Origin of the sequence: Peribacillus sp. NPDC046944 (assembly GCF_050272735.1) — a bacterium.
In the GTDB taxonomy this organism is placed as follows: domain Bacteria; phylum Bacillota; class Bacilli; order Bacillales; family DSM-1321; genus Peribacillus.
Window position 1 is genome coordinate 100,668 of record NZ_JBNNML010000004.1, and the last position, 21,514, is coordinate 122,181.

Sequence of the window (21,514 nt, forward strand, 5' to 3'; positions counted from 1 at the left end):
GGAATACCGTTGCAGGTTACCGCTGGAGACCCAATCAAAAACGATGGGCCTACTATGGTACCGATGAAGATGAAATTCAATCTTTTCAATGCTATTGAAAAAAACAATCCGCAGAAGCGGATTGTTTTTTTGGGGGGATCCAATGTTATCTCTCTTTCAAAAAAAGTCAGGAAAATCCGAAATGATTCCATCCAAGTTCATTTTCTTTAGAGATTGCATCTGTTTTTTATTGTTGACTGTCCAAGTAAATACTTTCATTCCGTGACTCTGAATTCGTGTTTTAAGATTCGGGTTTAACAACGTTTGCTTTGGATTCGCAAAAGTTGCAAATTCTGAAATCTCTTTTAGTTTTTGATCCGAAATTCGCCGATTGATTAGTACACCGACTGGAATTTTGGGTAAGAGTTCGTGAAAAGTTTTCATGGAGTTCATATCAAAAGAATGAACCATGATTTTATTTTCAACGTTTGAATTAAGCGGACTTTTCAAGAGTTCTTCTGCCAGTTTTCTCTCGATACCGGGGTAAAGGGAGGGGTGTTTAATTTCTATTAATAGTCCAATCTCATAAGACGAAAAAGTTTCCAAAACCTCGCTAAGCAAGGGAATCTTTTCATTTTTAAAATCAGGGTGAAACCAGCTCCCGGCATCCAATTCTAGTAACTCTGCGGCTGTATAGTCCCTGAGATTTCCCTTACCGTTAGTCGTCCTCTCGAGAGTTGGATCATGATGCACCATAAGTTCCCCATCTTTACTAAGATGGATATCTACTTCCAGAACATCCACGCCCATCTCTATTGCTTTATAATAGGATGCCATTGTATTCTCAGGACAATATCCCGATGCCCCGCGATGTCCAATCTTTAGTGGTGTATGTTGATTTGAGAGAATGGGAACCACCCTTTTCCTTCTGTTAAAGGAAAAAATGAGCAGGATGAATAAGATGATAAAGACTATAAGGAATAACTCTTTCAATTTGCACACTCCTTGATTATATTTATGGGTTATTAGATATCTACCCTCATTTAAAAGAAATAAAAGAACGTTGTCAAAACGTCTCTATTGAAAGGGAGAGAAGGAGGATTGAAGGAGTAAGGCGCGCGTTGTATATTATAGGCAATAAAAAAAGGAATGGATGCAGCTTTAGAAGCTGCATCCATTCCTTTTTCATTATACGATGATTGGTGTAACGTCTATATTCCCGCGGGTTGCCTTGGAGTAAGGGCAAGTTGCGTGTGCTTTCTTTACAAATCCTTCAGCTTCTTCTTTGCTCAGGTCTGGGATGGAAACATCTAATCTAACGGCCAATTTGAAACCGCCATCTGTCTCATCTTTCCCGATTGTGACATTCGCAGTCACGGATGTATCCACTTTCTTTTTTTCCTTACTAAGTACAAGGTTCAATGCACTGCCAAAACAAGCGGCATACCCTGCGGCAAATAACTGTTCCGGGTTTGTTGCCTTTTCACCAGAACCACCTAATTCTTTCGGTGACCTTACATCAAAATCGAGGATGCCGTCCTCCGATTTAACATGGCCTTCACGTCCACCGTGTACGGTAACTGCAGTTGTATATAATGGTTTCAAAAAAACAACTCCTTTTGATTTAGTTATATTATATAGGTTCCCATTAATTGGACTTGTTAAACAAAAGAAAGAGAGTTGGTCATCTATTTATAATTTATTTAAAAATTGTATGAAATTGGAATAAGTTGTTTTATAATAACTGTATTAAGCCAAGTAGTACACTTATTACAGTGAGGGGGCTGATGATGTTTGAGTTGGACGTACAAAGTAGAAGACCCATTTATGAACAATTAATGGAAAAATTCAAAGAGCTTATAATCAGTGACGTACTAAAAGAACATGACCAGCTGCCTTCCGTTAGAATATTGGCTCAGGAACTGACCATTAACCCTAATACGATTCAAAAAGCTTATAGGCAGCTTGAAGCGGAAGGGTTTATATATACGATACCAGGAAAAGGTAATTTCGTTTTACCCCCCGGGGAATTGAAGAATTCATTAAAGGAAGAGAAGATAAGGTCGGAGCTTACTAGGGTGTTAGCGGAAGCCCTGTATATTGGTATCGAAAAAAAAGAAATTTATAGGTTGGTCAAGGATATAAGTTCGATAGCAAAGGGGGGGGAAACATGATAGAAATCAAGCGTGTTAGTAAGTTATATGAAGGAAAAGTAGCGATCAAAGACGTTAGTTTGGATATACAAAGAGGATCTATTTTTGGATTGTTGGGATCGAACGGGGCAGGAAAGACGACCCTTTTGAAAATGCTATCTGGAAATTTAATCCAGGATAGCGGTGAGGTTCTTATCGATGAATCCCCAGTATTTGAAAACCGGGTAGTGAAAAATCGATGTTTCTTCCTTCCTGATATGCCTTACTTCTTGGCTAACTATTCCATCATGCAAATGGCAGGTTTTTATAGTCATGTTTATAGTGAATGGAATCAAGAACGTTTTTATCAATTGCAGGAAGTGTTTGCGCTTCCCTTTCAATATAAAATTCACAAGCTGTCTAAGGGAATGCAGAGGCAGGTTGCTTTTTGGCTGGCCCTTTCAACGATGCCAGAAGTTTTAATACTCGATGAACCCTTTGATGGGCTTGATCCGGTCATGCGCAAAAATGTGAAACAGTTGCTGATTCAGGATGTATCCGAACGAGAAATGACGATCTTGATTTCATCCCATAACCTTCGGGAAATTGAAGATTTAGCAGATCATGTGGGGATATTGCATCAAGGGGAGCTCATCATCCAGAAGGATTTGGATGATTTGAAAGCGGATGTACATAAAGTTCAAATAGCCTTTAAAAATAAAATTCCATATGGCATTTACCGTGGCATGCAAATCCTGAATAAGGAAAGGAGGGGCAGCGTCATCGTCTGCATCTTAAAAGGAAAAGAATCTGATATCAAGACTCATTTCAGCCAGTTTCAACCTGATATATTCGATATCCTGCCCCTCACTTTGGAAGAGATCTTCATATATGAAATGGGGGACATCGGCTATGCCATTCAAAATAGTCTCGTTTAATAAAGAACTGGTATTTTATATTTTTAGAAGTACCGGATGGATTGGGTTTCTTTATTTTATCGGCCTCATTTTTGCACTACCTTTGGAAATATTAACGATTATTCTCAATAATAATAGTGAATATATGAACTTTGTAAATTTATTTTCCAGTCAGGGGATGATTCAATTCGTCCTAGTCATAAGCATTCCGGTATTGCTCGCCATTTTCCTATTTCGATTTTTACAAGTAAAACAGGCTTCGGATTTTATACATAGTTTACCGATCACTAGGAGAAGTATATACGTTCATATGATAGGGATGGGGATTTCCTTTATCATTGTCCCCATTTTGCTTACAGGCCTCATCTTGTATTTATTCCACTCAGCCTTAGATGTTGAAAAATTGTATAGCCTGACAGATATTTGGTCGTGGGTGGGCATTACTTTTGTCATGGAGACAGTGATTTTCTCTGTAGCTGTCTTAATTGGAATGGTGACGGGATTATCGGCTCTACAGGGCTTACTTACCTATATAACGCTTGGGTTGCCAGCTGGGCTATTTATCTTACTAGCGGCGAATGTGAAGTTTTTGATGGTTGGTTTTTTTGCCGAATACTACTTAAGTGCCAACATGAATAGCATGTCCCCTATATTGGCGGCAACTGAAATGGAAAAAATGAATGTTTTCTCCTTTCAGCTACTAATCTATGCACTGGTCTCCTGCCTATTTCTATGGCTTTCATTGGTTCTCTATAAACGGAGAAAGCTGGAGCATGTATCGCAAGCCTTTGTGTTCCCCTTGATTAAACCGGTATTTAAATATGGTTTAACGATAAGCATGATGCTTTTTTCCGGCTTTTATTTTAGTCAAACAACCGGGAAAATCGAATGGGTCGTGTTCGGCTATGTGATTGGATCCATAATTGGCTATTATTTAGGCGATCTCGTCTTGCAAAAGACTTGGCGGGTCCGGTTTTCTTTTAAAGGGTACATCACCTTTATGGTGAGTGTCATCGCTCTTTCCATCCTTCTAAAGTTAGATCCGCTTTCGTATGAGTCAAAGGTGCCTGATAAAAAGATGATCAACCAAATATATATAGGGAACCATTCACCTATATATTATGAAGATGAGGATTCAGGGAGTTCAATCTATCTAAAAGAAAAAGAAAATATCTCAGCTGTACGTTTGTTACATCAGCAGATTCTTGAAAAGGGTAAGATGGAGAGCGTCGCAGATCCTAATCCTGAAAACTCCGTGTTTCTTATATACGAACTTGAAAATGGAAGACATTTAGCGAGGGAGTACCATTTGCAAAATTATGAGTCGTATATGCCGCTTTTAGCCAAAATCTATGAATCTAGCGAATATAAACAAACAGTGAATGAGCTGTTGCATGTACCGGTTGAAGAAGTTTCCAAAATGAAAATCAATGCCACCGGAGAAATGGATAAGTCCGTAATCATTACTGATAAACAGCAGCTTGCGGAAGCGGTTCAGGCGTTATCGGAAGACCTGAATAACCAGACACTCGCCCAAATGACGAAGACCTGGGGAGAATATGCATACATTGAAGTTCTTCTCGAAAATAACAAGACCATCTATATGAATTGGAACTCTTCTTATCCTGCCTTCACAAATTGGATGGAACAAACGGGACAAGCTGAAGAGGCAAGATTAACGGCAAATGATATCTCTCATATTCTTGTAACGAAGACCGATTTTAATTTATATAGTACGTCCGAAGAAGAAATTGAACAAATAGTGGAAAAGCAGTCGATTCTGTTGAAGATTGATCAGCCTGATGAAATAGAGATGGCCATCGAAAACAGTCAATTGGATTATGGGGAAGGAAAGTATACAGCTGTTTTTTATTATAAGGGTAGCCGGGATTTTGAGATAAGGACTTTTTCTGGTGACCATGTTCCCGATTTTATTTTAAACCACTTTGAATAAATAGAAAGGGAGGATGAATTTGAAGAAAGGACATTGTAATGAAGCTGAAGGTTTCACCAGGGTTTATCATTCATTTTATAAGCGAATCTATTACATTGCTTTATCCATCATCAAATGTCCATATCTCGCCGAGGATATTACTCAGGAAACCTATATAAAAGCCTATACTAAACGTAATACGATCAAGGATGACAGAAAAATGGGGGCATGGTTAGCCTGCATCGCCACGAGGACGGCCATTGATTTTTCGCGTAAGCAAAAACGGGGAAGCCATTTGATTCAGCAGGAAATGATGGATTGGTTGGAAAGTCAGCCCTGTAGTCAAAATGAGGTAGAAGATGCCATGGATTTATGGATATTAAAAGAAGACATCATCCACGTCTTATTTAAATTATCCCATAAACAGCGGGAAATACTATTGCTTAAGGTGAATGGCGGGTTAAAAGAACGTGAAATCGCCATGGTGCTCAACATTAAACAGGCGACGGTTAAAATCAATCTGTATAGGGCAAGAAAACAATTAAGAAATGAGTTGCAAAACAAGGAAATTGCATAAAAATCAACGGGATGATGCCCAATTGTTACTTCCATTTATATTTTTATTGAACGGTTTACGTAAGTTATTCTTACTTTAAGGAAAAAATATGTAAAAGGGGGGAGATGAGATGAAAATCAGTCAAGTTTATTATCTACTAGTCATCATGGCGGTTTTCATGGCGGGTTGTAAAGATGAAGAAGGTTCTACTCATTCTTCAACTGCGGATGAGGGCATCACTTCGAAGCAGGCGACCCACGCATCAGTAGAGGGAGCCACGTATCCTCTTGAAGAAATGGAGAGTTTGTCAAACAAAATGGATGTGGCGTTCACGAGCCAAAATCGTTCGAAATGGCAGAATGAAAATCAGGCAGTCATAAAACGTTGGAAACAATTGCATGATCAAGTAGGGATAGCGAATGAAGAGTATGCGGCGGTAGAGAATGAGCTGAAAATGATAGAGGCTGAGCTTCAAAAAGAAGAGGCAAATGAAGCAAAACTGAAATCAATGATGAAGGAAGCAAAGGTGAGAATCGATTTACTTAAGCTGACATTAAAAGAATGATGTGGGGCGATCTAAAGTTTTCCTAAACGATATTTTGGGTATAGAAAAGGAAAGAAAGGATGATGAATCATGAAAAAACTCCTAAAACGAGCAGTCATTTTTGCCGCTCCTTTAATCTTTAAAGAAGTCAAGAAACGTTGGAAAAAAAAGCGTAATCAAAAAGCCATGAAGGCTGGTAGGATAAGTAACTAGCAGACTCAACATCACATTATAAGCACCAGGGGAGAAGACGCTGATACAGCGTCTTTTGTTTTTTATTACTCCTTTCATTTCTTGGATTCATTCACCTCTACATCTTTCGTTCATATCGTGTTAAAATAGTAAGGTTGATTGAAATGGATACCGGAGTAGCGAAGGTATAAGCCTTATGATATATTTTTCGTACATATATTGTGTATGTTCAAGACTTTTGCATACTAGGAAAGGTTGACATTCCAATGTGAAAAAAACGATTAGGTTCTCTATACATGCTATGTGACAATTCCAATAATGAAAGGAACATATTATGCCTACTTTAAAAGATGAGGTCCATTCAAGACGGACTTTTGCAATAATTTCCCACCCGGATGCCGGGAAAACTACATTAACAGAGAAACTACTACTGTTTGGTGGCGCGATTCGTGATGCCGGAACGGTTAAGGCTAGAAAAACAGGAAAGTATGCAACGAGTGACTGGATGGAGATTGAAAAGCAGCGGGGAATCTCCGTTACATCTTCGGTCATGCAATTTGATTATGACGATTTCCGTGTGAATATCCTGGATACACCAGGTCACCAAGATTTCAGTGAAGACACATACCGCACACTGATGGCTGTAGATAGTGCCGTAATGATTATCGATTCGGCAAAAGGGATTGAAGATCAAACGGTTAAATTATTCAAAGTATGTCGGATGAGAGGCATTCCGATTTTTACCTTTATTAATAAAATGGACCGTCAAGGGAAAATGCCACTTGAATTGCTTGCTGAACTTGAGGAAGTGCTTGGTATTGAAACGTATCCAATGAACTGGCCGATCGGGATGGGAAAAGATTTCGTAGGTATATACGATCGATTCAATAACCGCATCGAACAATTCAAGACGGAAGGACCGGAACGTTACCTTACTTTGAATGACGAAGGTGAACTTGATGGAGATCATATATTGAAGGAATCACCGTTATATGAGCAAACATTAGAAGAAATTATGCTGTTGACGGAAGCCGGAAACCAGTTCTCGGAAGAGAGAATTGCTAATGGTCAACTAAGTCCAGTATTTTTCGGTAGTGCGTTAACGGCGTTCGGTGTCCAAACATTTTTAGATGCTTATCTCCAGTTTGCACCTGAGCCACAAGCTCGTATGACCACTTCAGGTGAAGTGAATCCTGTCAGTGAAGAATTTTCCGGATTCATTTTCAAGATTCAAGCGAACATGAATCCGAAACACCGTGACCGGATTGCTTTCCTCCGCATTTGTTCAGGGAAATTCGAGCGTGGAATGAATGTAAACTTGAGCAGAACGGGCAAACCAATCAATCTTTCGTCTTCTACCCAATTCATGGCGGATGACCGGAACACCGTGAATGAAGCCGTGAGCGGAGATATCATTGGTCTGTATGACACTGGGAACTATCAAATTGGTGATACGATTACGACAAGTAAAGATATGTATCAGTTTGAACGTTTACCTCAGTTTACCCCTGAGCTTTTCATGCGGGTAACGGCTAAAAATGTTATGAAGCAGAAACATTTTCATAAAGGTATTAATCAACTGGTCCAAGAAGGAGCGATTCAGCTCTTCAAAACGGTCCGTATGGAAGAATATCTTCTCGGTGCCGTTGGTCAACTTCAATTTGAAGTATTCGAACACAGAATGAGAAACGAATACAATGTTGAGGTAATGATGGAGCGTATGGGTAGCAAAATCACCCGTTGGGCAGAAGATGAAAAACTCGATGAAAATCTGCACAGTTCTAGAAGCATACTGGTCAAAGACCGTTATGATAAATATGCATTTTTGTTTGAAAATGAGTTTGCATTACGTTGGTTCCAGGATAAGAATCCGGATGTGACTTTATATAACCCAATGGATTTGAAATAAGGTTGAGCCCGTGGATCATAAACACGGGCTTTTCTCATAGAAATCAATAGTGATTAGTTTTTCCTATAGTTATGTCTTCAGCTTAGAGAATAAATTCGAAAAGGACATCTAAGGATCATCACGTAACTGTAATAAAGGGGAAGACTTAAGGATAATGCATATGAATAGAATCGTAGAAGGTATTCGTGCAATTTGGTGATACTATGAGCACCGTATAGAATAAAATTCCTTTGACAATATTGAAAAACTTATATATATTTATACCTATGCTTTAGTGCTTAAAAGCGTCTAAGTGAAAGTGAGTGCGAGCGATTCTTACCTCGAGAATATTTAACTTGAAAGCGGTGAAAAATATCATGCGTCTTGAAGATGCGAAGCTTAAGCTCTCATTGCCCGAAGCACTCGGTGTTTTGGCCATTCTATTATTGATTATAGCAACTGGAATTATACATTATGGTTTGGATCCTCATATTCCAATTATAGTAGCTATCCTTTTTTTATTTGTTTATGGGAAAGTGAAAAAGCTTCCATTTTCAATCATGGAGTCAGCTATCGTCAAAGGGGCGGTCTCCGGTATGGGAGCCATCTATATTTTCTTCTTTATTGGAATGTTAATTTCAATCTGGATGGCGAGCGGAACAATTCCGACCATCATGTATTATGGATTTGACTGGATTTCTGGTGAATCCTTTTATGCAGTGACATTTCTGGTGACATCGCTTCTCGGATTGTGCATCGGGAGTTCACTCACCACCTCGGCTACGATAGGTGTCGCTTTCATCGGAATGGCGGCGGCCATGGATTTATCGCTGGCCATCACGGCGGGTGCCATTATCTCGGGGGCCTTTCTTGGGGATAAAATGTCACCACTTTCCGATACAACGAACTTGGCATCGGAAACAGTGGGCGTATCTTTGTTTGAACATATTAAAAATATGCTTTGGACGACACTTCCGGGATTTATTATCACGCTGGTTATCTTTTTCTTCCTTTCCCCTGATATCAATATAGCCCGGATAGAGGAAATAGAAGTGATGAGCCGTACGTTGAAGATGGAAACGAATATCAGTATATGGAGCTTGCTTCCATTTATCATCGTTTTAGGTATGGCTTTGAAAAAGATATCAGCCATCCCGACTTTATCTGCAGGAATCGTTTCCGCAGCAATCATTGCCTTTTTACAAACACCGGGTCTTACTGTTCCGAAGCTAGCTGATATTCTATTTAGCGGTTTCGTCCTCGATAGTGGGATGGAACAGCTGGATTCCATTTTATCCCGGGGTGGCATTGAAAGCATGATGTTCTCGATTTCTCTCGTTCTATTGGCATTGGCCATGGGTGGACTTTTATTTGAATTGGGCATTATCCCATCTATTCTTAGTAGCATTCAGGATTCGCTGACGAGTGTTTCGAAGTTAATTGCCGCAACTGTTTTTACAGGAATCAGTACAAACTTCCTTGTTGGGGAGCAATATTTATCGGTGTTGTTGCCGGGGAAGGCTTTCCAACAAAAGTATGATGATCTGGGATTGCATCCTAAGACACTGGCACGTGTGCTTGAAGATTCAGGAACGGTAGTGAATCCACTTGTACCTTGGGGAGTCTGTGGTGTCTTTCTGACAAAGGTACTGGATGTTCCGACCTTGGAGTATGCACCATTTGCTTTTTTCTGTTTACTCTGTCCATTACTTAGTTTGATCAGTGGATTCACAAAAATCGGCATTCATTATAATAAGTAAGAAAAAAAGCGGTGAAGAAAACGAATGGTTTTTCTTCACCGCTTTTTTACATTACAGACTCTTCTTTTGAAACAATACTCCATCCGTTCGCCAAAAGCTTATCTATATAATCTTCGATAGACAATTCCTCTAAATCTATGGCCACGGGTTTCATAGATACATAGCATTCATCTTTCTCATAATTAACAGTGACTTTTACGACCTCGTACCCATTATGATACTTAGCATCAAATCCAGGGTCCTCGATGATATCTCCTAGAAAGGGACGAAAGGATGATTCAAATGTTTTCATTACAACTTCGGATCTATTTTTTTCCTTATGTTCCTTGGAAGACGTTAAAAAAATGAACAGTTTAATTTTCATCAGTACCTCTCCTTTTCTAAAGTATAGTAAGCAGTAGCTACCCTTTGAAGTTCTTGAAATAGGAAAGGCTGCCCCAAATGTCACCTTTGATGATGTTTGGGTCAGCCCTTTTTTTGTTAAATTGGTTTTATCCAATTCACTTGGAAGAGATAATATCTTCCGTTGGAACCGTCGTAATGACTTTTTCTTTTTGTTCAAGCAAGTTCATTCTCATCACGACATTTTGGTAGATACCCATTGAAAGCATCAGTAGGAGTAAGGATGAACCACCATAACTGATGAATGGAAGGGTAATCCCTGTAATGGGAATGAGCCCCGTCACGCCTCCAACATTAATGCCCACTTGTATGCCTATCATGGAAGATATACCAATCAAGAGAAGGCTGCCAAATGGGTCTTTGCATTTTGCAGAAAGGATGAAGCCCCTTAAGACGATGAAACCGAGTGTCAACAGGACGAAAGCCACACCGAATATTCCTAGCTCTTCCGCAATGATGGCCATGATGAAATCGGTATGGGATTCGGGAAGATAGCCATACTTCTGTACGCTGTCTCCAAGGCCGACTCCCGTAAGACCGCCAGAACCGATTGCAAATAAAGAGTTCACGAGTTGATATCCGTCTTCTCCGGCTGTACCGAAAGGATCAGCGAATCCGGTAAAACGGGATACCTTATTCTCGGTGAAAATACTCGAGAAATTCCCTGTCACTAGTACGCCTAGAGCTACAAGGCCGATTAATAGCATCGTAAGTATAGATAGCTTAAAGATACTTTTAAAAGACATGCCAGACGAAAGGACCATGGTAACTGCAATGAGAAATATGACGGCAGCCGTTCCATAGTCAGGTTGAATGGCAATTAAAAAGCAAATACCAACGAGAAACCCGATCGGTGGAATGACGGCTTTATCGATGCTGTTGATTCGATCCTGTCTTTTACCGTAAATGGCGGCCAGATAAATAATCATGGCTAGCTTGGAAAACTCCGCGGGCTGAATGGATTTTGTTCCTATCTTAAACCAGCTCGTAGCATTACCCGCCGTATGGCCGAAGATGAATAGAAGTAAAAGGATACCAGCCATTCCAAACATCATACTCATTAAAAACGTTTTGTGCTTGTACATCTTATAAGGAAGAATCATCGTCACGATCATGGCAATGAATGAGATGATAAAGGCCGTTTTTTGTTTTTCAAAGAAGAAATCCATGGACAAGCCGTATCGAGCAACTGCAGTAATCATGCTCGAACTATAAATCATGACTAAACCAAACAGACAAAGTAATGTGACTGCGATGAAAATTGGGAAATCATATGCTTTAATAATTCTTTTCACTTGTGCGCTCACCTCGAATATGTATGCGCGAAAAATTCGCCTTCTTATATAGTAACGGAAAATCGGTTAGATAGATAATGATTTTAATCATTTACTAGAATTTAACCTTAAAGAATCGAATATAAACACCCGGTTTATTTAATGCACATGAATACTACTATTCTCTATTTTCGATAATCTGGTTGGATACTCCTTTTAAAAAACAATATTTTTCTTTTCATCCCTTGAATAATAGTAATAATTTGTCAAATAACTTACAATTAAGATAATTAAAGGGAGGGATAGGATGGGACATATATACTTTTTTACTGGTTTTCCAGGGTTCATTAGCAATCAGTTGATTAGGGAGCTTATAAAACGGGACGAGGCAGTAGATAAAGTCTATCTACTTGTACTACCTGAGCAAATGGGAAAAGCGGAAGCGGAAATCAAGACAATAGAAAGTGAACTGGACGGGGCAAAGGTGCTATTCCAATTAGTGATAGGAGATATCACGAAAGAGAACCTCAATATCGCTGTTCCGGAGAGTCAAAGTCTTCAACAAGAAATCACGCATGTTTTTCATCTAGCTGCGATATATGATTTGGCTGTCCCGGAAAAAATTGCTCAGCTAGTCAATGTCGTTGGTACGAAGCATGTGAATGAATGGGTCAAAGGGATCCCCAACCTTGTGCGTTATACCTATTTTAGTACCGCTTACGTTGCCGGTAATCGGGAAGGTGACCTGTTTGAACATGAACTTGTACTGCCGAAAAGCTTCAAGAACCATTACGAGCGGACGAAGTATGATGCAGAATTACTGGTCGAGCAATTAAAAAGCGAAGTACCCACAACAATCATCCGTCCAGGGATCGTGAAGGGACACTCCAAGACAGGGGAAACCATCAAATTTGACGGGCCATATTTTATCCTCAACTTCCTAGATCGTCTAAGTTTCCTGCCTATGTACCCATATATCTCGTCGGAAAGGGAGACCGTTGTCAATCTTGTGCCGGTTGATTATATTATACAGTCAACCGCTTATCTGGCATTATATAAAGAAGGTGTAGGTAAGACGTATCATCTAACCGATCCGAGTCCTTGTAAAGCCACTGAGATTTATGAACTTTTTGTTGGTGAATTATATAAGAAGAAACCAAAGGGTCATATGCCAATGGCGGTAAGCCAGGCCTTTTTATCGATCCGTCCTGTACGGACATATTTAGGTGTCGAAAAAGAAGCATTGGATTACTTCACATGGCAGGGACGATTCGATTGTACAAAAGCACAGGCTGATTTAGCGGAATCTGGAATTGCTTGCCCGAATTTCAAGGATGGCGTACCGGCCATGGTCGAATTTTATTTAAGAAACAAAAACGAAAAAAGATACCAGATAAAAATAAGGTGAAGTAAGGGGAGACATTATGGAAGAATTACATAAAAAGTGGGAAGTGTATTCTCCGGCAACAGGAAAGAAAATAGCGGAACTTGATGAAACCCCACTGGAGTCCATTCCTCAATTATATATAAAATCAAGGCAGGCTTTTCTGAATTGGTCTAAACTACCCATCGCCGAACGCTTGAACTATTTAAAGCGCCTTCGTTTTTTGATGGTGGAAAAGATGGATGAACTAGCAGAAACGATTTCGAAAGATACGGGGAAGGTCAAGATAGAAGCGCTTGTGGCAGATATCATGCCAACGATAGATGCGATCAAGCATATTGAAAAACATGCTGCAAAAGCCCTTTCGAGGCAGAAGGCATCAACCCCACTCATGTTAATTGGTAAGAAATCCTATATTGAATATATGCCACGTGGGACGGTCCTTGTCATTTCACCTTGGAATTATCCTTTCCAACTGGCGATGGTGCCGATACTGAATGCCTTAATTGGTGGAAATACGGTCATTTCCAAGCCTTCAGAGGTGACCCCTTTAGTGGGTATAAGCATGGATGACTTGTTTCAAGAAGCTGGTTTTCCGGAGGGCGTCATTCAATTTGCCCATGGCGGAAAAGAGCTAGGGGCGGCATTGACGGAACAAAAACCCGATTATATATTTTTTACCGGATCTGTAAGGACCGGTAAAATTATCGGTGAAGTGGCGGCTAAACAATTAATCCCCACTACGCTCGAACTTGGTGGAAAGGATCCGATGATCGTATTTGGTGATGCCAATTTGGAACGTGCTGTAAATGGGGCACTTTGGGGAGCTTTTACTAACAGTGGACAGGTGTGCATGAGCGTGGAAAGGGTTTATGTGGAAAGGACCGTTTATAAAGAGTTTCTGTCCTTGCTGAAGGAAAAGACTACTGCTTTAAGGCAGGGTACACAATTAACGGACGATGTTGGTTCGATGACGTTCCCGGCCCAGCTTGATATCGTTGCAGACCACTTGGATGATGCACTGAATAAGGGAGCCATCATGGAATCCGGCAGCATTCCGCATGACTGGAAAAAGGGAAGTACTTATTTCATCCCACCGACCATTTTGTCCAATATCGATCATTCGATGAAAATCATGAATGAGGAAACATTCGGCCCAGTTCTTCCTGTTGTGCCATTCGATAGTGAAGAAGAGGCGGTTCGTCTTGCGAACGACAGTCAATATGGACTTAACTCAAGCGTATGGAGCATGGATGAGGAAAAAGCGAACCGGGTGGCCCGTCAGTTAGTGACAGGAGCGGTGACCATCAATGATGTCTTGATAACCGTTGCCAATCATGGACTGCCGTTTGGCGGGGCAAAGCAAAGTGGTATTGGCCGTTATCATGGGGAACAGGGAATGCGGATATTCTGCCATGAAAAAGCGATCATGCAGGATAAAGGGAAAAAGAATTCGGAAATCCAGTGGTATCCTTATGAAGGGAAATACCCAAGATTTTTATCGCTGTTCCAACATTACTTTTCAGCCAAGACCAATTGGATCAAATTTGGAAGAGAATATATGGAATTATTAAAGATTTCCAAAGAAAAACGAAAAAAATGATTGTTATTTTTGCGGGTAGCACGTATACTACTAATATACTTAATAACTGATTTTCCTTTAATCAAAGGGGAGTAGCGTTAGGGTTCGCCCTAAAACAAAGTCGTCATTACGTGAATGGAGACATTCATCGGCTTTGTTGACATGATTTCATGTTCAGCAAGACCTTTGCCTATACGGCAGAGGTCTTTTTATTTTGCCAAATGCCGATAGGGAGGAAAATACAAACTATTGGAGGTAAAATATATGGAAGTATCGTTATTATTGGAATATGGATGGGTCCTTCTTATCTTGGTCGGACTTGAAGGGATACTCGCTGCTGATAATGCAGTCGTCATGGCTGTCATGGTTAAGCATTTACCAAAAGATCAACAACGGAAAGCTTTGTTTTATGGATTGTTAGGAGCTTTTGTTTTCCGTTTTGCAAGTTTATTCCTGATTTCTTTCCTTGTCGACGTATGGCAAGTTCAAGCACTCGGTGCGCTTTACCTTCTCTTCATCGCTTTTCAGCATCTTTATAAGAAATATGCTGGTAAAGGCGAGGCTGAAGTCAAGAAACCTAAGAAACAATCCGGCTTCTGGATGACCGTCGTCAAAGTAGAAGTAGCGGATATTGCATTTGCCATTGATTCGATGCTGGCAGCCGTTGCATTAGCTGTTACACTTCCTGCTACAGGCTGGATGAAGGTCGGTGGAATTGACGGAGGACAATTTGCTGTCATGTTCCTCGGCGGGATGATAGGCTTGGTCATCATGCGTTTTGCAGCTAATGGATTCGTGAAGTTGCTTCATCAGCGTCCATCACTTGAAACTGCAGCCTTCTTGATTGTAGGTTGGGTAGGGGTTAAATTGGCCGTCTACACGCTAGCTCATCCTTCCCTCGGCGTCTTGGAACAGCATTTCCCTGAATCAACCCTTTGGAAGTCAATTTTCTGGGTTGTATTAGTTGGAATCGCGGTTGGTGCTTGGGTCATTTCGAGTAAAAAAGAGAAACAAATTCAAGAAGTATAAAAAATGTCAGGCGTGAAAGTCACGCCTGACATTTTTTTGTGCAATGAAAATTAATCATTTTGTGGAAAATGACCGCGTTACCCACAAAAAAATAATCCTATTTTCGAAATTTATGCTTAAGAGTCAAATATTAAATTAAAGTAATAAAAATGACAAATGTCCTATGAAACCATTAGAAAACTTCGATTTTTTTATTGAACTGTAACTTTAATGTAATAAACGAGAAAAAACTAAGCATTTTATCATGTTATATCGAAAATTTAATCTGTGATTTTCGGAAAATAGGTCTTTTGGAACTGTCATTTAGGCTTGCTCCCCTTAAGATTAAGATGTTGATGCATAATTTTGCATCAATAGGAGCGAGGTGAACAAATGCTTGGTTTGTTGTTTACAGCATTCAAAAAAAAGCGTTCTTTAGAATCGACCGTCTTGAAAATTCAACAAGGCGATTTAAGCCTTCGAAATGATACCATAGAATCATTCAAGCCTTTTATAGCTAAAACCGTCTCATCCGTTTGCAGACGTTACATATATGAAACAGATGATGAATTCAGTATTGGATTGATTGCATTTAATGAAGCAATCGATAAATATTCTCCTGAAAAAGGAAGTTCGTTACTGGCATTTGCAGAAACCCTTGTTAAAAGGAGGGTTATTGACTATTTGCGGAGCCAGTCAAGACGTAAAGAAATGACTGTGGATCTTGCAGTGGACGAAGAAAATAACCAAAACCAAAGTTATTTCGATGATAAAAATTCCATACAAGAATATGAAAAGCAATTGGAATCAGAAAAAAGAAGTGAAGAAATTCATCTTTACATAAATGAATTACAAGATTTTGGTCTGTCGTTTGACGATCTTGTCGAAGTTTCTCCGAAACATGCTGATGCTAGGAAAGGAGCAATCATGATAGCTAAAATGCTAATGGAAGATGACGAGTTAAAAGAAATCCTGTTTACCAAGAAACGTCTTCCTGTTAAGCAGCTAGAGGGTAGGGTGGAAGTGAGTCGAAAAACAATTGAACGGAACCGAAAGTATATCATTGCTGTGGCCATAATACTGAATGGGGATTTCCTGTACTTGAACGAGTATATTAAAGGGGTGATTAATGGATGAAAAAAGGAGTTGTTCTTTCTATAAATAAACGTTTTGTCACTCTTTTAACCCCTGAAGGCGAGTTCTTAAAAACTAAACGGAAAGCCCGACCCTATAAAGTAGGAGAGGAAATTACCTTTTCGACTGTTAAACCATCGTTTAATTTTTCTTTTTCTACCTTTCATTTTTCAGCAAAGAAAACCGTCGTGCTCAGCTTGACATCCAGTTTTCTTATTCTCATTTCCCTCCTTCCGTCATTGTTTTCTGACCATGTCTCGGCTTATATGACGATCGATGTGAATCCAAGTATTGAATTGGAACTTAATGATGAACTGGAGGTTCTCAAGCTCACTGGACTTAATGGAGATGGGAAGTTGGTGATTAGGGAAATTTCAAACTGGAAAGGCAAGAATGTTAAAACGGTCACGAATCGTATCGTGAAGACCACAAAACAACTTGGTTATTTGAAAGGGAAAAAACAAATTGTGGTTTCAACAACTTTATTGGATGAGAATAAAGAACTGGATAAGAACCTAAAATCAGAAATTAATAAAATCTCAACTCAGGATAATATCGCCCAAACAAAGCTGAAAGTTATCCCAGCAACAGAAAGTGACCGCAAACACGCAAGGGAGCAGGGGATATCTACCGGAAAATATGTGGAAAAGAAGCTCGAGAAAAAGGAGAAGGAAAAAGGGGACACAAGGAAACCGGTACAGGGAAGTAACGCGAATCATTCAAGACACAGTGAAAATAATAGTAGCAAACGTGAATTACATAAAAAAGAAGCCGGAACAATACCTGAAAAAAATAAAGAGCTCGAGCAAAAGGAAAAAGCGGTAAAATCTTTAAGGGATTCAGTAGAAGAGTCAACCAGAAAAAAGGAAGAATCGCCTCAGAAAAAACAAAAGGTGAATAATCCTAAAGTAAAAGCACCAAAGCAGGAGCCATCAAAGCCAAAGCCACAAAAGGAAAAAGCAGCAAAGCCACAGCCACAAAAGGAAAAAGCAGCAAAGCCAAAGCCGCAAAAGGAAAAGGTAGCAAAGCCACAGCCACAAAAGGTGAAAGCGCAAAAGCCAAAGCCGCAAAAGGAAAAGGTAGCAAAGCCAAAGCCACAAAAGGTGAAAGCACAAAAGCCAAAGCCGCAAAAGGAAAAGGCAGCAAAGCCACAGCCACAAAAGGTGAAAGCACCAAAGCCACAGCCGCAAAAGGAAAAGGCAGCAAAGCCAAAGCCACAAAAGGTGAAAGCACCAAAGCCACAGCCGCAAAAGGAAAAAGCGCAAAAGCCACAGCCGCAAAAGGAAAAGGCGTCAAGGCAGCAACTGCCAAAGGAAAAAGCACCGAAACAACCACCCCATAAAGAAAAAGCAACAAAACAAAATAGTGAACATTCCCCTAAGAAAAATGAAATCGATTTTCACCATAAATAGAGCCCAGCTAATAGCTGGGCCCTTATCCATTATATTCAGTTAGGTTAATTATTGACCTTTAAGCTGAGATTGTGCCTGCTGGACAAGTCGTTTTGTGATTTCTCCACCAACCGAACCATTTGCTCGGGCTGATGTATCTGAACCCAATTGAACACCGAATTCTGAAGCAATTTCATATTTAATTTGATCTAAGGCCTGTTCAATTCCAGGCACAAGAAGTTTATTGCTGCTACTATTATTAGCCATTTTATTTTCCCCCTTATTGGTTCAGCGGTTTTTCCGCTGTAATTATAGTATGAGTAAAACGGTTGTTTTTACTTATAGGACGGATGTCAAATTTATTGGTAAACCTACCTTATTGTTGTAAGTAAGTCAGTTCCTAAAAGGTAATGGAAAAATCATCGAAAAAAGAGTACACTAAGATAGATTTTGTAACAATCATCGATTACGTAGAGTAAGAAAGGAAAACTGCATGGTTGCTATTAAAAAGCTATTATCAAAATTAACGCCAGCCCAACTTATCGTTGGTTATTACTTTATGGCCGTCAGTGTTTCTACAATACTGCTTAGTTTGCCAGTTGCTCTAAAACCTGGAGTGAGATGGGGATTCATGGATGCACTTTTCACTGCGGTTAGCGCAGTAAGTGTGACAGGATTAACCGTAGTCAATACAGCTGACGTATTCAGTAACACGGGCTATTTCATCTTAATGTTCGTTCTCCAATTTGGCGGAATTGGCATAATGACACTTGGAACTTTTTTTTGGTTGATTTTAGGCAAGAAAATTGGGATCAAAGAAAGACAGCTGATCATGACTGACCAGAATCAGACTAATCTTTCGGGTCTTGTTAAGTTATTGATTCAAATTATAAAGATTTTTGTCGTAATTGAATTAATTGGAGCTCTTATTTTAGGTGTTTACTTCCTGAATTATTATCCAGATTGGAAGGCAGCCTTGGTAAATGGACTCTTTTTAGCGGTCAGTTCCACTACAAATGCTGGTTTTGATATTAGTGGTGTATCCATGATCCCTTTCAAAGGCGATTATTTCGTCCAATTTATCACGATTATCCTCCTGATTCTTGGGGCAATCGGATTTCCGGTCTTAATCGAATTAAAAGAGTTTTTGTCGAATAGTTCGCGTAGTTATAAGTTTCACTTTTCCTTGTTTACAAAGCTGACCTCGGTAACTTTTTTTGGTCTTATCATTGGAGGCAGCATCCTTATCTATCTCCTTGAAATCAAGGGCTTTTTTCACGGAAAAAGCTGGCATGAATCACTTTTCTACTCATTATTCATGTCGTCGAATACGAGAAGTGGTGGCCTTTCCACGATGATTGTTAGCGAGTTTTCGGAACCGACCTTATTACTGATGAGCATTCTAATGTTTATTGGAGCATCGCCTAGTTCTGTAGGTGGTGGCATACGGACGACGACCCTTGCTATCATGATTCTCTTTTTGTGGAACTTCATGCGGGGGAGAAAGTCCATTAAAGTATTCAAAAGGGAAGTGCATCCTGATGATACCCGAAAAGCAACGGCTGTCATGATAATGGGTTCCCTGCTATGTATCCTGGCGATTTTCGTTTTGACTATAAGCGAGAACTTCACTTTGATGCAGATCATTTTTGAAGTTTGTTCCGCTTTCGGTTCAGTAGGCCTTTCGATGGGCATTACTCCGGAATTGAGTAATGTGGGCAAAGTTGTCATTATGATAATTATGTTTATTGGTCGGGTTGGAATTACCTCCTTCCTCTATATCATCGGTCATAAAGAAGTTACAGAGAACTACCATTATCCTAAAGAGCGTGTCATAATTGGCTGATTATTAAATAATAAAGATGAACCTTTCCGTTATTGGAGAGGTTTTTTTGGTTAATAGCAGGAATTGCGGATATTTTATGGAATTTTACTTTAAAGAGATTATTTACCATATATAACCAAACCTTAAACGAATCGGACAATAAATAAAATTATATTGTAAGTATGGGAGGTGTAAGGTTGAATAGCTATGTTGGCAGACTGGTTGTCCCCACCCTATTTTCCGCATTGCAACTACCCTATATAGTTTGGCTTTACGCTGAGTCACGGAAAGTCCCTGTAGTAGGAATATTCTATCTTGCCATTATTGCTGTCGTTGCATGGTTGTTAGGAGCCGTCTATGATAAAAAGCAAAGGACCATTGAATTGTTGAAAGATAGCGAAGGACGTTATCGCATTATTTCTAAATCCTCTAAAGAGTTGCTTAACAGCTTCAATGAAGTGATTTTTAAAACGGACGAAAAAGGGAAATGGCAATACTTGAATCCAGCATGGAAAATGATGAGCGGAAGGACTGTCAATGAATCACTGGGTCTCCATTTTTCCAAAGAAATAGATAAGACATCTTATCATCGTATTTTGAAAGCGTTTGCAAATTCCTTCCGTGAAGGAAAGCGATATTTCCGTGTCGACATTAAAATGAATAATCGAAATAATGAAGGGTCTTGGGTAGAAGCATTCGTTAAATTAGTCTATGACGACGGAGGTGAATTCATTGGGACGGCGGGCATATTATCGGAAATCAATGAAAGGAAACATGCAGAAGAAAAACTTGTAAGCCTGAATGAACATTTGGCCATTACCTCCAGCAAGTTATCTGCAGCTGCCCAACTTGCAGCTGGTATTGCCCATGAAGTCCGAAATCCTATGACTTCCATTTTGGGGTTTGTAAAATTAATCAAAGATGGGTCTGAAAACAAACAGGAATATTATGACATAATTTTCTCAGAAATTAACCGGATCGAGCAAATCCTCAATGAATTATTGTTACTTTCGAAGCCTAGTAAAACTGAATTTTCGGAAAAAAATCTAATCGGTATTTGCAATCATGTTTTAACGTTGTTGGAGACAAATGCTGTTCTTAATAATATCCAAATTCATAAAAACTTTGATGAAGACCCGATTTTAATTTACTGTGATGAAAATCAAATCAAGCAGGTACTAATTAACCTTATAAAAAATGCGATTGAGTCCATGGCGAATGGTGGTAACATTTTTGTCAATATTCAAGAAAAGGATCACGAGGTTTCAATAGGCATACTGGACGAAGGGGAGGGAATACCAGAACACTCGATTCAAAAAATTGGCGAACCATTCTTCACGACGAAATCGTCAGGTACGGGGTTAGGTCTTTCTGTATGTTTCAAGATCATTGAAAATCATGGGGGAAAAGTGTTCATAACAAGTGAGAGAGCAAAAGGAACGAAAATTGTTTGTATCTTTCCTACCTGCAAAACCAGTGAAAAAAAGGAGGTACCTTTTAAAATAATGAATCAATTTTCAGAAAATAAAATTTAATTATTGAAAATATTGTAAAAATAATAATATAATGGAAAATAATGAACATACCGACCAGTTAGTTAGTAAAAGGGAGGA

General features: G+C 39.5%; 20 protein-coding genes and 1 riboswitch. Of the genes, 15 read left to right on the forward strand and 5 right to left on the reverse strand.

Annotated elements, in window-relative coordinates; all coding sequences use genetic code 11:
- Positions 1 to 156: 156 nt before the first annotated feature.
- Both ACQKIC_RS08735 and ACQKIC_RS08740 read right to left on the reverse strand, forming a co-directional pair.
- Entirely contained in the window at positions 157 to 972 is an 816-nt protein-coding gene (locus ACQKIC_RS08735; RefSeq protein ID WP_402987632.1) for a glycerophosphodiester phosphodiesterase, read from the reverse strand.
- Between the two features lie 195 nt (positions 973 to 1,167).
- Complete coding sequence (locus ACQKIC_RS08740; protein WP_402867917.1) at positions 1,168 to 1,584, reverse strand: organic hydroperoxide resistance protein; 417 nt, start codon at positions 1,582 to 1,584, stop codon at positions 1,168 to 1,170.
- A gap of 185 nt (positions 1,585 to 1,769) precedes the next feature.
- Between ACQKIC_RS08740 and ACQKIC_RS08745 the strand changes: the two genes are divergently transcribed.
- The 8 genes from ACQKIC_RS08745 to nhaC all read left to right on the forward strand — a co-directional run bounded on the left by ACQKIC_RS08745 (position 1,770) and on the right by nhaC (position 9,901).
- Positions 1,770 to 2,153 (forward strand): GntR family transcriptional regulator, encoded by a 384-nt coding sequence (locus tag ACQKIC_RS08745; RefSeq protein WP_402867918.1) that lies wholly within the window; start codon positions 1,770 to 1,772, stop codon positions 2,151 to 2,153.
- Complete coding sequence (locus tag ACQKIC_RS08750) at positions 2,150 to 3,049, forward strand: ABC transporter ATP-binding protein (RefSeq protein ID WP_403123738.1); 900 nt, start codon at positions 2,150 to 2,152, stop codon at positions 3,047 to 3,049. Before ACQKIC_RS08745 ends, ACQKIC_RS08750 begins: the two co-directional genes overlap by 4 nt.
- The gene (locus tag ACQKIC_RS08755; protein WP_427591032.1) at positions 3,024 to 4,982 is read left to right on the forward strand and encodes a DUF6449 domain-containing protein; all 1,959 of its coding nucleotides are present in this window, start codon (positions 3,024 to 3,026) and stop codon (positions 4,980 to 4,982) included. Before ACQKIC_RS08750 ends, ACQKIC_RS08755 begins: the two co-directional genes overlap by 26 nt.
- Positions 4,983 to 5,001: 19 nt before the next feature.
- A complete protein-coding gene (locus tag ACQKIC_RS08760; protein WP_427591033.1) occupies positions 5,002 to 5,538 on the forward strand; it encodes an RNA polymerase sigma factor in 537 nt (178 codons plus the stop codon).
- A gap of 109 nt (positions 5,539 to 5,647) precedes the next feature.
- The gene (locus ACQKIC_RS08765; protein WP_427591034.1) at positions 5,648 to 6,082 is read left to right on the forward strand and encodes a hypothetical protein; all 435 of its coding nucleotides are present in this window, start codon (positions 5,648 to 5,650) and stop codon (positions 6,080 to 6,082) included.
- A 69-nt stretch (positions 6,083 to 6,151) separates the two neighbouring features.
- A complete protein-coding gene (locus ACQKIC_RS08770) occupies positions 6,152 to 6,274 on the forward strand; it encodes a hypothetical protein (protein WP_402867923.1) in 123 nt (40 codons plus the stop codon).
- Positions 6,275 to 6,587: 313 nt separating this feature from the next.
- Positions 6,588 to 8,162 (forward strand): peptide chain release factor 3, encoded by a 1,575-nt coding sequence (locus tag ACQKIC_RS08775; protein ID WP_402867924.1) that lies wholly within the window; start codon positions 6,588 to 6,590, stop codon positions 8,160 to 8,162.
- 344 nt (positions 8,163 to 8,506) lie between these two features.
- Positions 8,507 to 9,901: a Na+/H+ antiporter NhaC gene (gene nhaC, locus ACQKIC_RS08780; protein ID WP_402988015.1), complete on the forward strand. Its 1,395-nt coding sequence runs from the start codon at positions 8,507 to 8,509 to the stop codon at positions 9,899 to 9,901.
- Positions 9,902 to 9,947: 46 nt separating this feature from the next.
- Here nhaC and ACQKIC_RS08785 read toward each other — a convergent pair whose 3' ends face one another.
- Positions 9,948 to 10,265 (reverse strand): hypothetical protein, encoded by a 318-nt coding sequence (locus ACQKIC_RS08785; protein WP_402987647.1) that lies wholly within the window; start codon positions 10,263 to 10,265, stop codon positions 9,948 to 9,950.
- A 136-nt stretch (positions 10,266 to 10,401) separates the two neighbouring features.
- Entirely contained in the window at positions 10,402 to 11,598 is a 1,197-nt protein-coding gene (locus ACQKIC_RS08790; protein ID WP_402867926.1) for an FtsW/RodA/SpoVE family cell cycle protein, read from the reverse strand.
- Positions 11,599 to 11,884: 286 nt separating this feature from the next.
- On the opposite strand from ACQKIC_RS08790, the gene ACQKIC_RS08795 reads away from it, so the two are divergent.
- The 5 genes from ACQKIC_RS08795 (at position 11,885) to ACQKIC_RS08815 (ending at position 18,097) form a co-directional block, all read left to right on the forward strand.
- Positions 11,885 to 12,985 (forward strand): SDR family oxidoreductase, encoded by a 1,101-nt coding sequence (locus ACQKIC_RS08795; RefSeq protein WP_427591037.1) that lies wholly within the window; start codon positions 11,885 to 11,887, stop codon positions 12,983 to 12,985.
- 16 nt (positions 12,986 to 13,001) lie between these two features.
- A complete protein-coding gene (locus ACQKIC_RS08800; protein WP_427591038.1) occupies positions 13,002 to 14,564 on the forward strand; it encodes an aldehyde dehydrogenase family protein in 1,563 nt (520 codons plus the stop codon).
- A gap of 54 nt (positions 14,565 to 14,618) precedes the next feature.
- Positions 14,619 to 14,719, forward strand: a riboswitch (yybP-ykoY riboswitch).
- Positions 14,720 to 14,807: 88 nt separating this feature from the next.
- Positions 14,808 to 15,572: a TerC family protein gene (locus ACQKIC_RS08805; RefSeq protein WP_402867929.1), complete on the forward strand. Its 765-nt coding sequence runs from the start codon at positions 14,808 to 14,810 to the stop codon at positions 15,570 to 15,572.
- Between the two features lie 372 nt (positions 15,573 to 15,944).
- A complete protein-coding gene (gene sigI / locus ACQKIC_RS08810; protein WP_402987654.1) occupies positions 15,945 to 16,688 on the forward strand; it encodes an RNA polymerase sigma factor SigI in 744 nt (247 codons plus the stop codon).
- Positions 16,685 to 18,097 (forward strand): anti-sigma-I factor RsgI family protein, encoded by a 1,413-nt coding sequence (locus ACQKIC_RS08815; RefSeq protein ID WP_427591039.1) that lies wholly within the window; start codon positions 16,685 to 16,687, stop codon positions 18,095 to 18,097. The genes sigI and ACQKIC_RS08815 overlap by 4 nt, the downstream gene beginning before the upstream one ends.
- A 48-nt stretch (positions 18,098 to 18,145) precedes the next feature.
- Here ACQKIC_RS08815 and ACQKIC_RS08820 read toward each other — a convergent pair whose 3' ends face one another.
- Positions 18,146 to 18,343 carry a small, acid-soluble spore protein, alpha/beta type gene (locus ACQKIC_RS08820; RefSeq protein WP_402867932.1) on the reverse strand — a complete coding sequence of 66 codons (198 nt, stop codon included), beginning with the start codon at positions 18,341 to 18,343 and terminating at the stop codon, positions 18,146 to 18,148.
- Between the two features lie 226 nt (positions 18,344 to 18,569).
- On the opposite strand from ACQKIC_RS08820, the gene ACQKIC_RS08825 reads away from it, so the two are divergent.
- Entirely contained in the window at positions 18,570 to 19,922 is a 1,353-nt protein-coding gene (locus ACQKIC_RS08825; protein ID WP_427591040.1) for a TrkH family potassium uptake protein, read from the forward strand.
- A 176-nt stretch (positions 19,923 to 20,098) separates the two neighbouring features.
- Positions 20,099 to 21,436, forward strand: a complete 1,338-nt coding sequence (locus ACQKIC_RS08830; RefSeq protein WP_427591041.1) for an ATP-binding protein — start codon at positions 20,099 to 20,101, stop codon at positions 21,434 to 21,436.
- Positions 21,437 to 21,514: the final 78 nt, after the last annotated feature.

Bases quoted from the DNA above. Each gene is read 5' to 3' on its own strand.
- ACQKIC_RS08825 (WP_427591040.1), top strand. From the start codon at position 18,570: ATGGTTGCTATTAAAAAGCTATTATCAAAATTAACGCCAGCCCAACTT.
- ACQKIC_RS08750 (WP_403123738.1), top strand. From the start codon at position 2,150: ATGATAGAAATCAAGCGTGTTAGTAAGTTATATGAAGGAAAAGTAGCG.
- ACQKIC_RS08765 (WP_427591034.1), top strand. From the start codon at position 5,648: ATGAAAATCAGTCAAGTTTATTATCTACTAGTCATCATGGCGGTTTTC.
- sigI (WP_402987654.1), top strand. From the start codon at position 15,945: ATGCTTGGTTTGTTGTTTACAGCATTCAAAAAAAAGCGTTCTTTAGAA.
- ACQKIC_RS08820 (WP_402867932.1), bottom strand. From the start codon at position 18,343: ATGGCTAATAATAGTAGCAGCAATAAACTTCTTGTGCCTGGAATTGAA.
- ACQKIC_RS08775 (WP_402867924.1), top strand. From the start codon at position 6,588: ATGCCTACTTTAAAAGATGAGGTCCATTCAAGACGGACTTTTGCAATA.
- ACQKIC_RS08815 (WP_427591039.1), top strand. From the start codon at position 16,685: ATGAAAAAAGGAGTTGTTCTTTCTATAAATAAACGTTTTGTCACTCTT.
- ACQKIC_RS08755 (WP_427591032.1), top strand. From the start codon at position 3,024: ATGCCATTCAAAATAGTCTCGTTTAATAAAGAACTGGTATTTTATATT.
- ACQKIC_RS08805 (WP_402867929.1), top strand. From the start codon at position 14,808: ATGGAAGTATCGTTATTATTGGAATATGGATGGGTCCTTCTTATCTTG.
- ACQKIC_RS08770 (WP_402867923.1), top strand. From the start codon at position 6,152: ATGAAAAAACTCCTAAAACGAGCAGTCATTTTTGCCGCTCCTTTAATC.
- ACQKIC_RS08800 (WP_427591038.1), top strand. From the start codon at position 13,002: ATGGAAGAATTACATAAAAAGTGGGAAGTGTATTCTCCGGCAACAGGA.
- ACQKIC_RS08745 (WP_402867918.1), top strand. From the start codon at position 1,770: ATGTTTGAGTTGGACGTACAAAGTAGAAGACCCATTTATGAACAATTA.
- ACQKIC_RS08795 (WP_427591037.1), top strand. From the start codon at position 11,885: ATGGGACATATATACTTTTTTACTGGTTTTCCAGGGTTCATTAGCAAT.
- ACQKIC_RS08785 (WP_402987647.1), bottom strand. From the start codon at position 10,265: ATGAAAATTAAACTGTTCATTTTTTTAACGTCTTCCAAGGAACATAAG.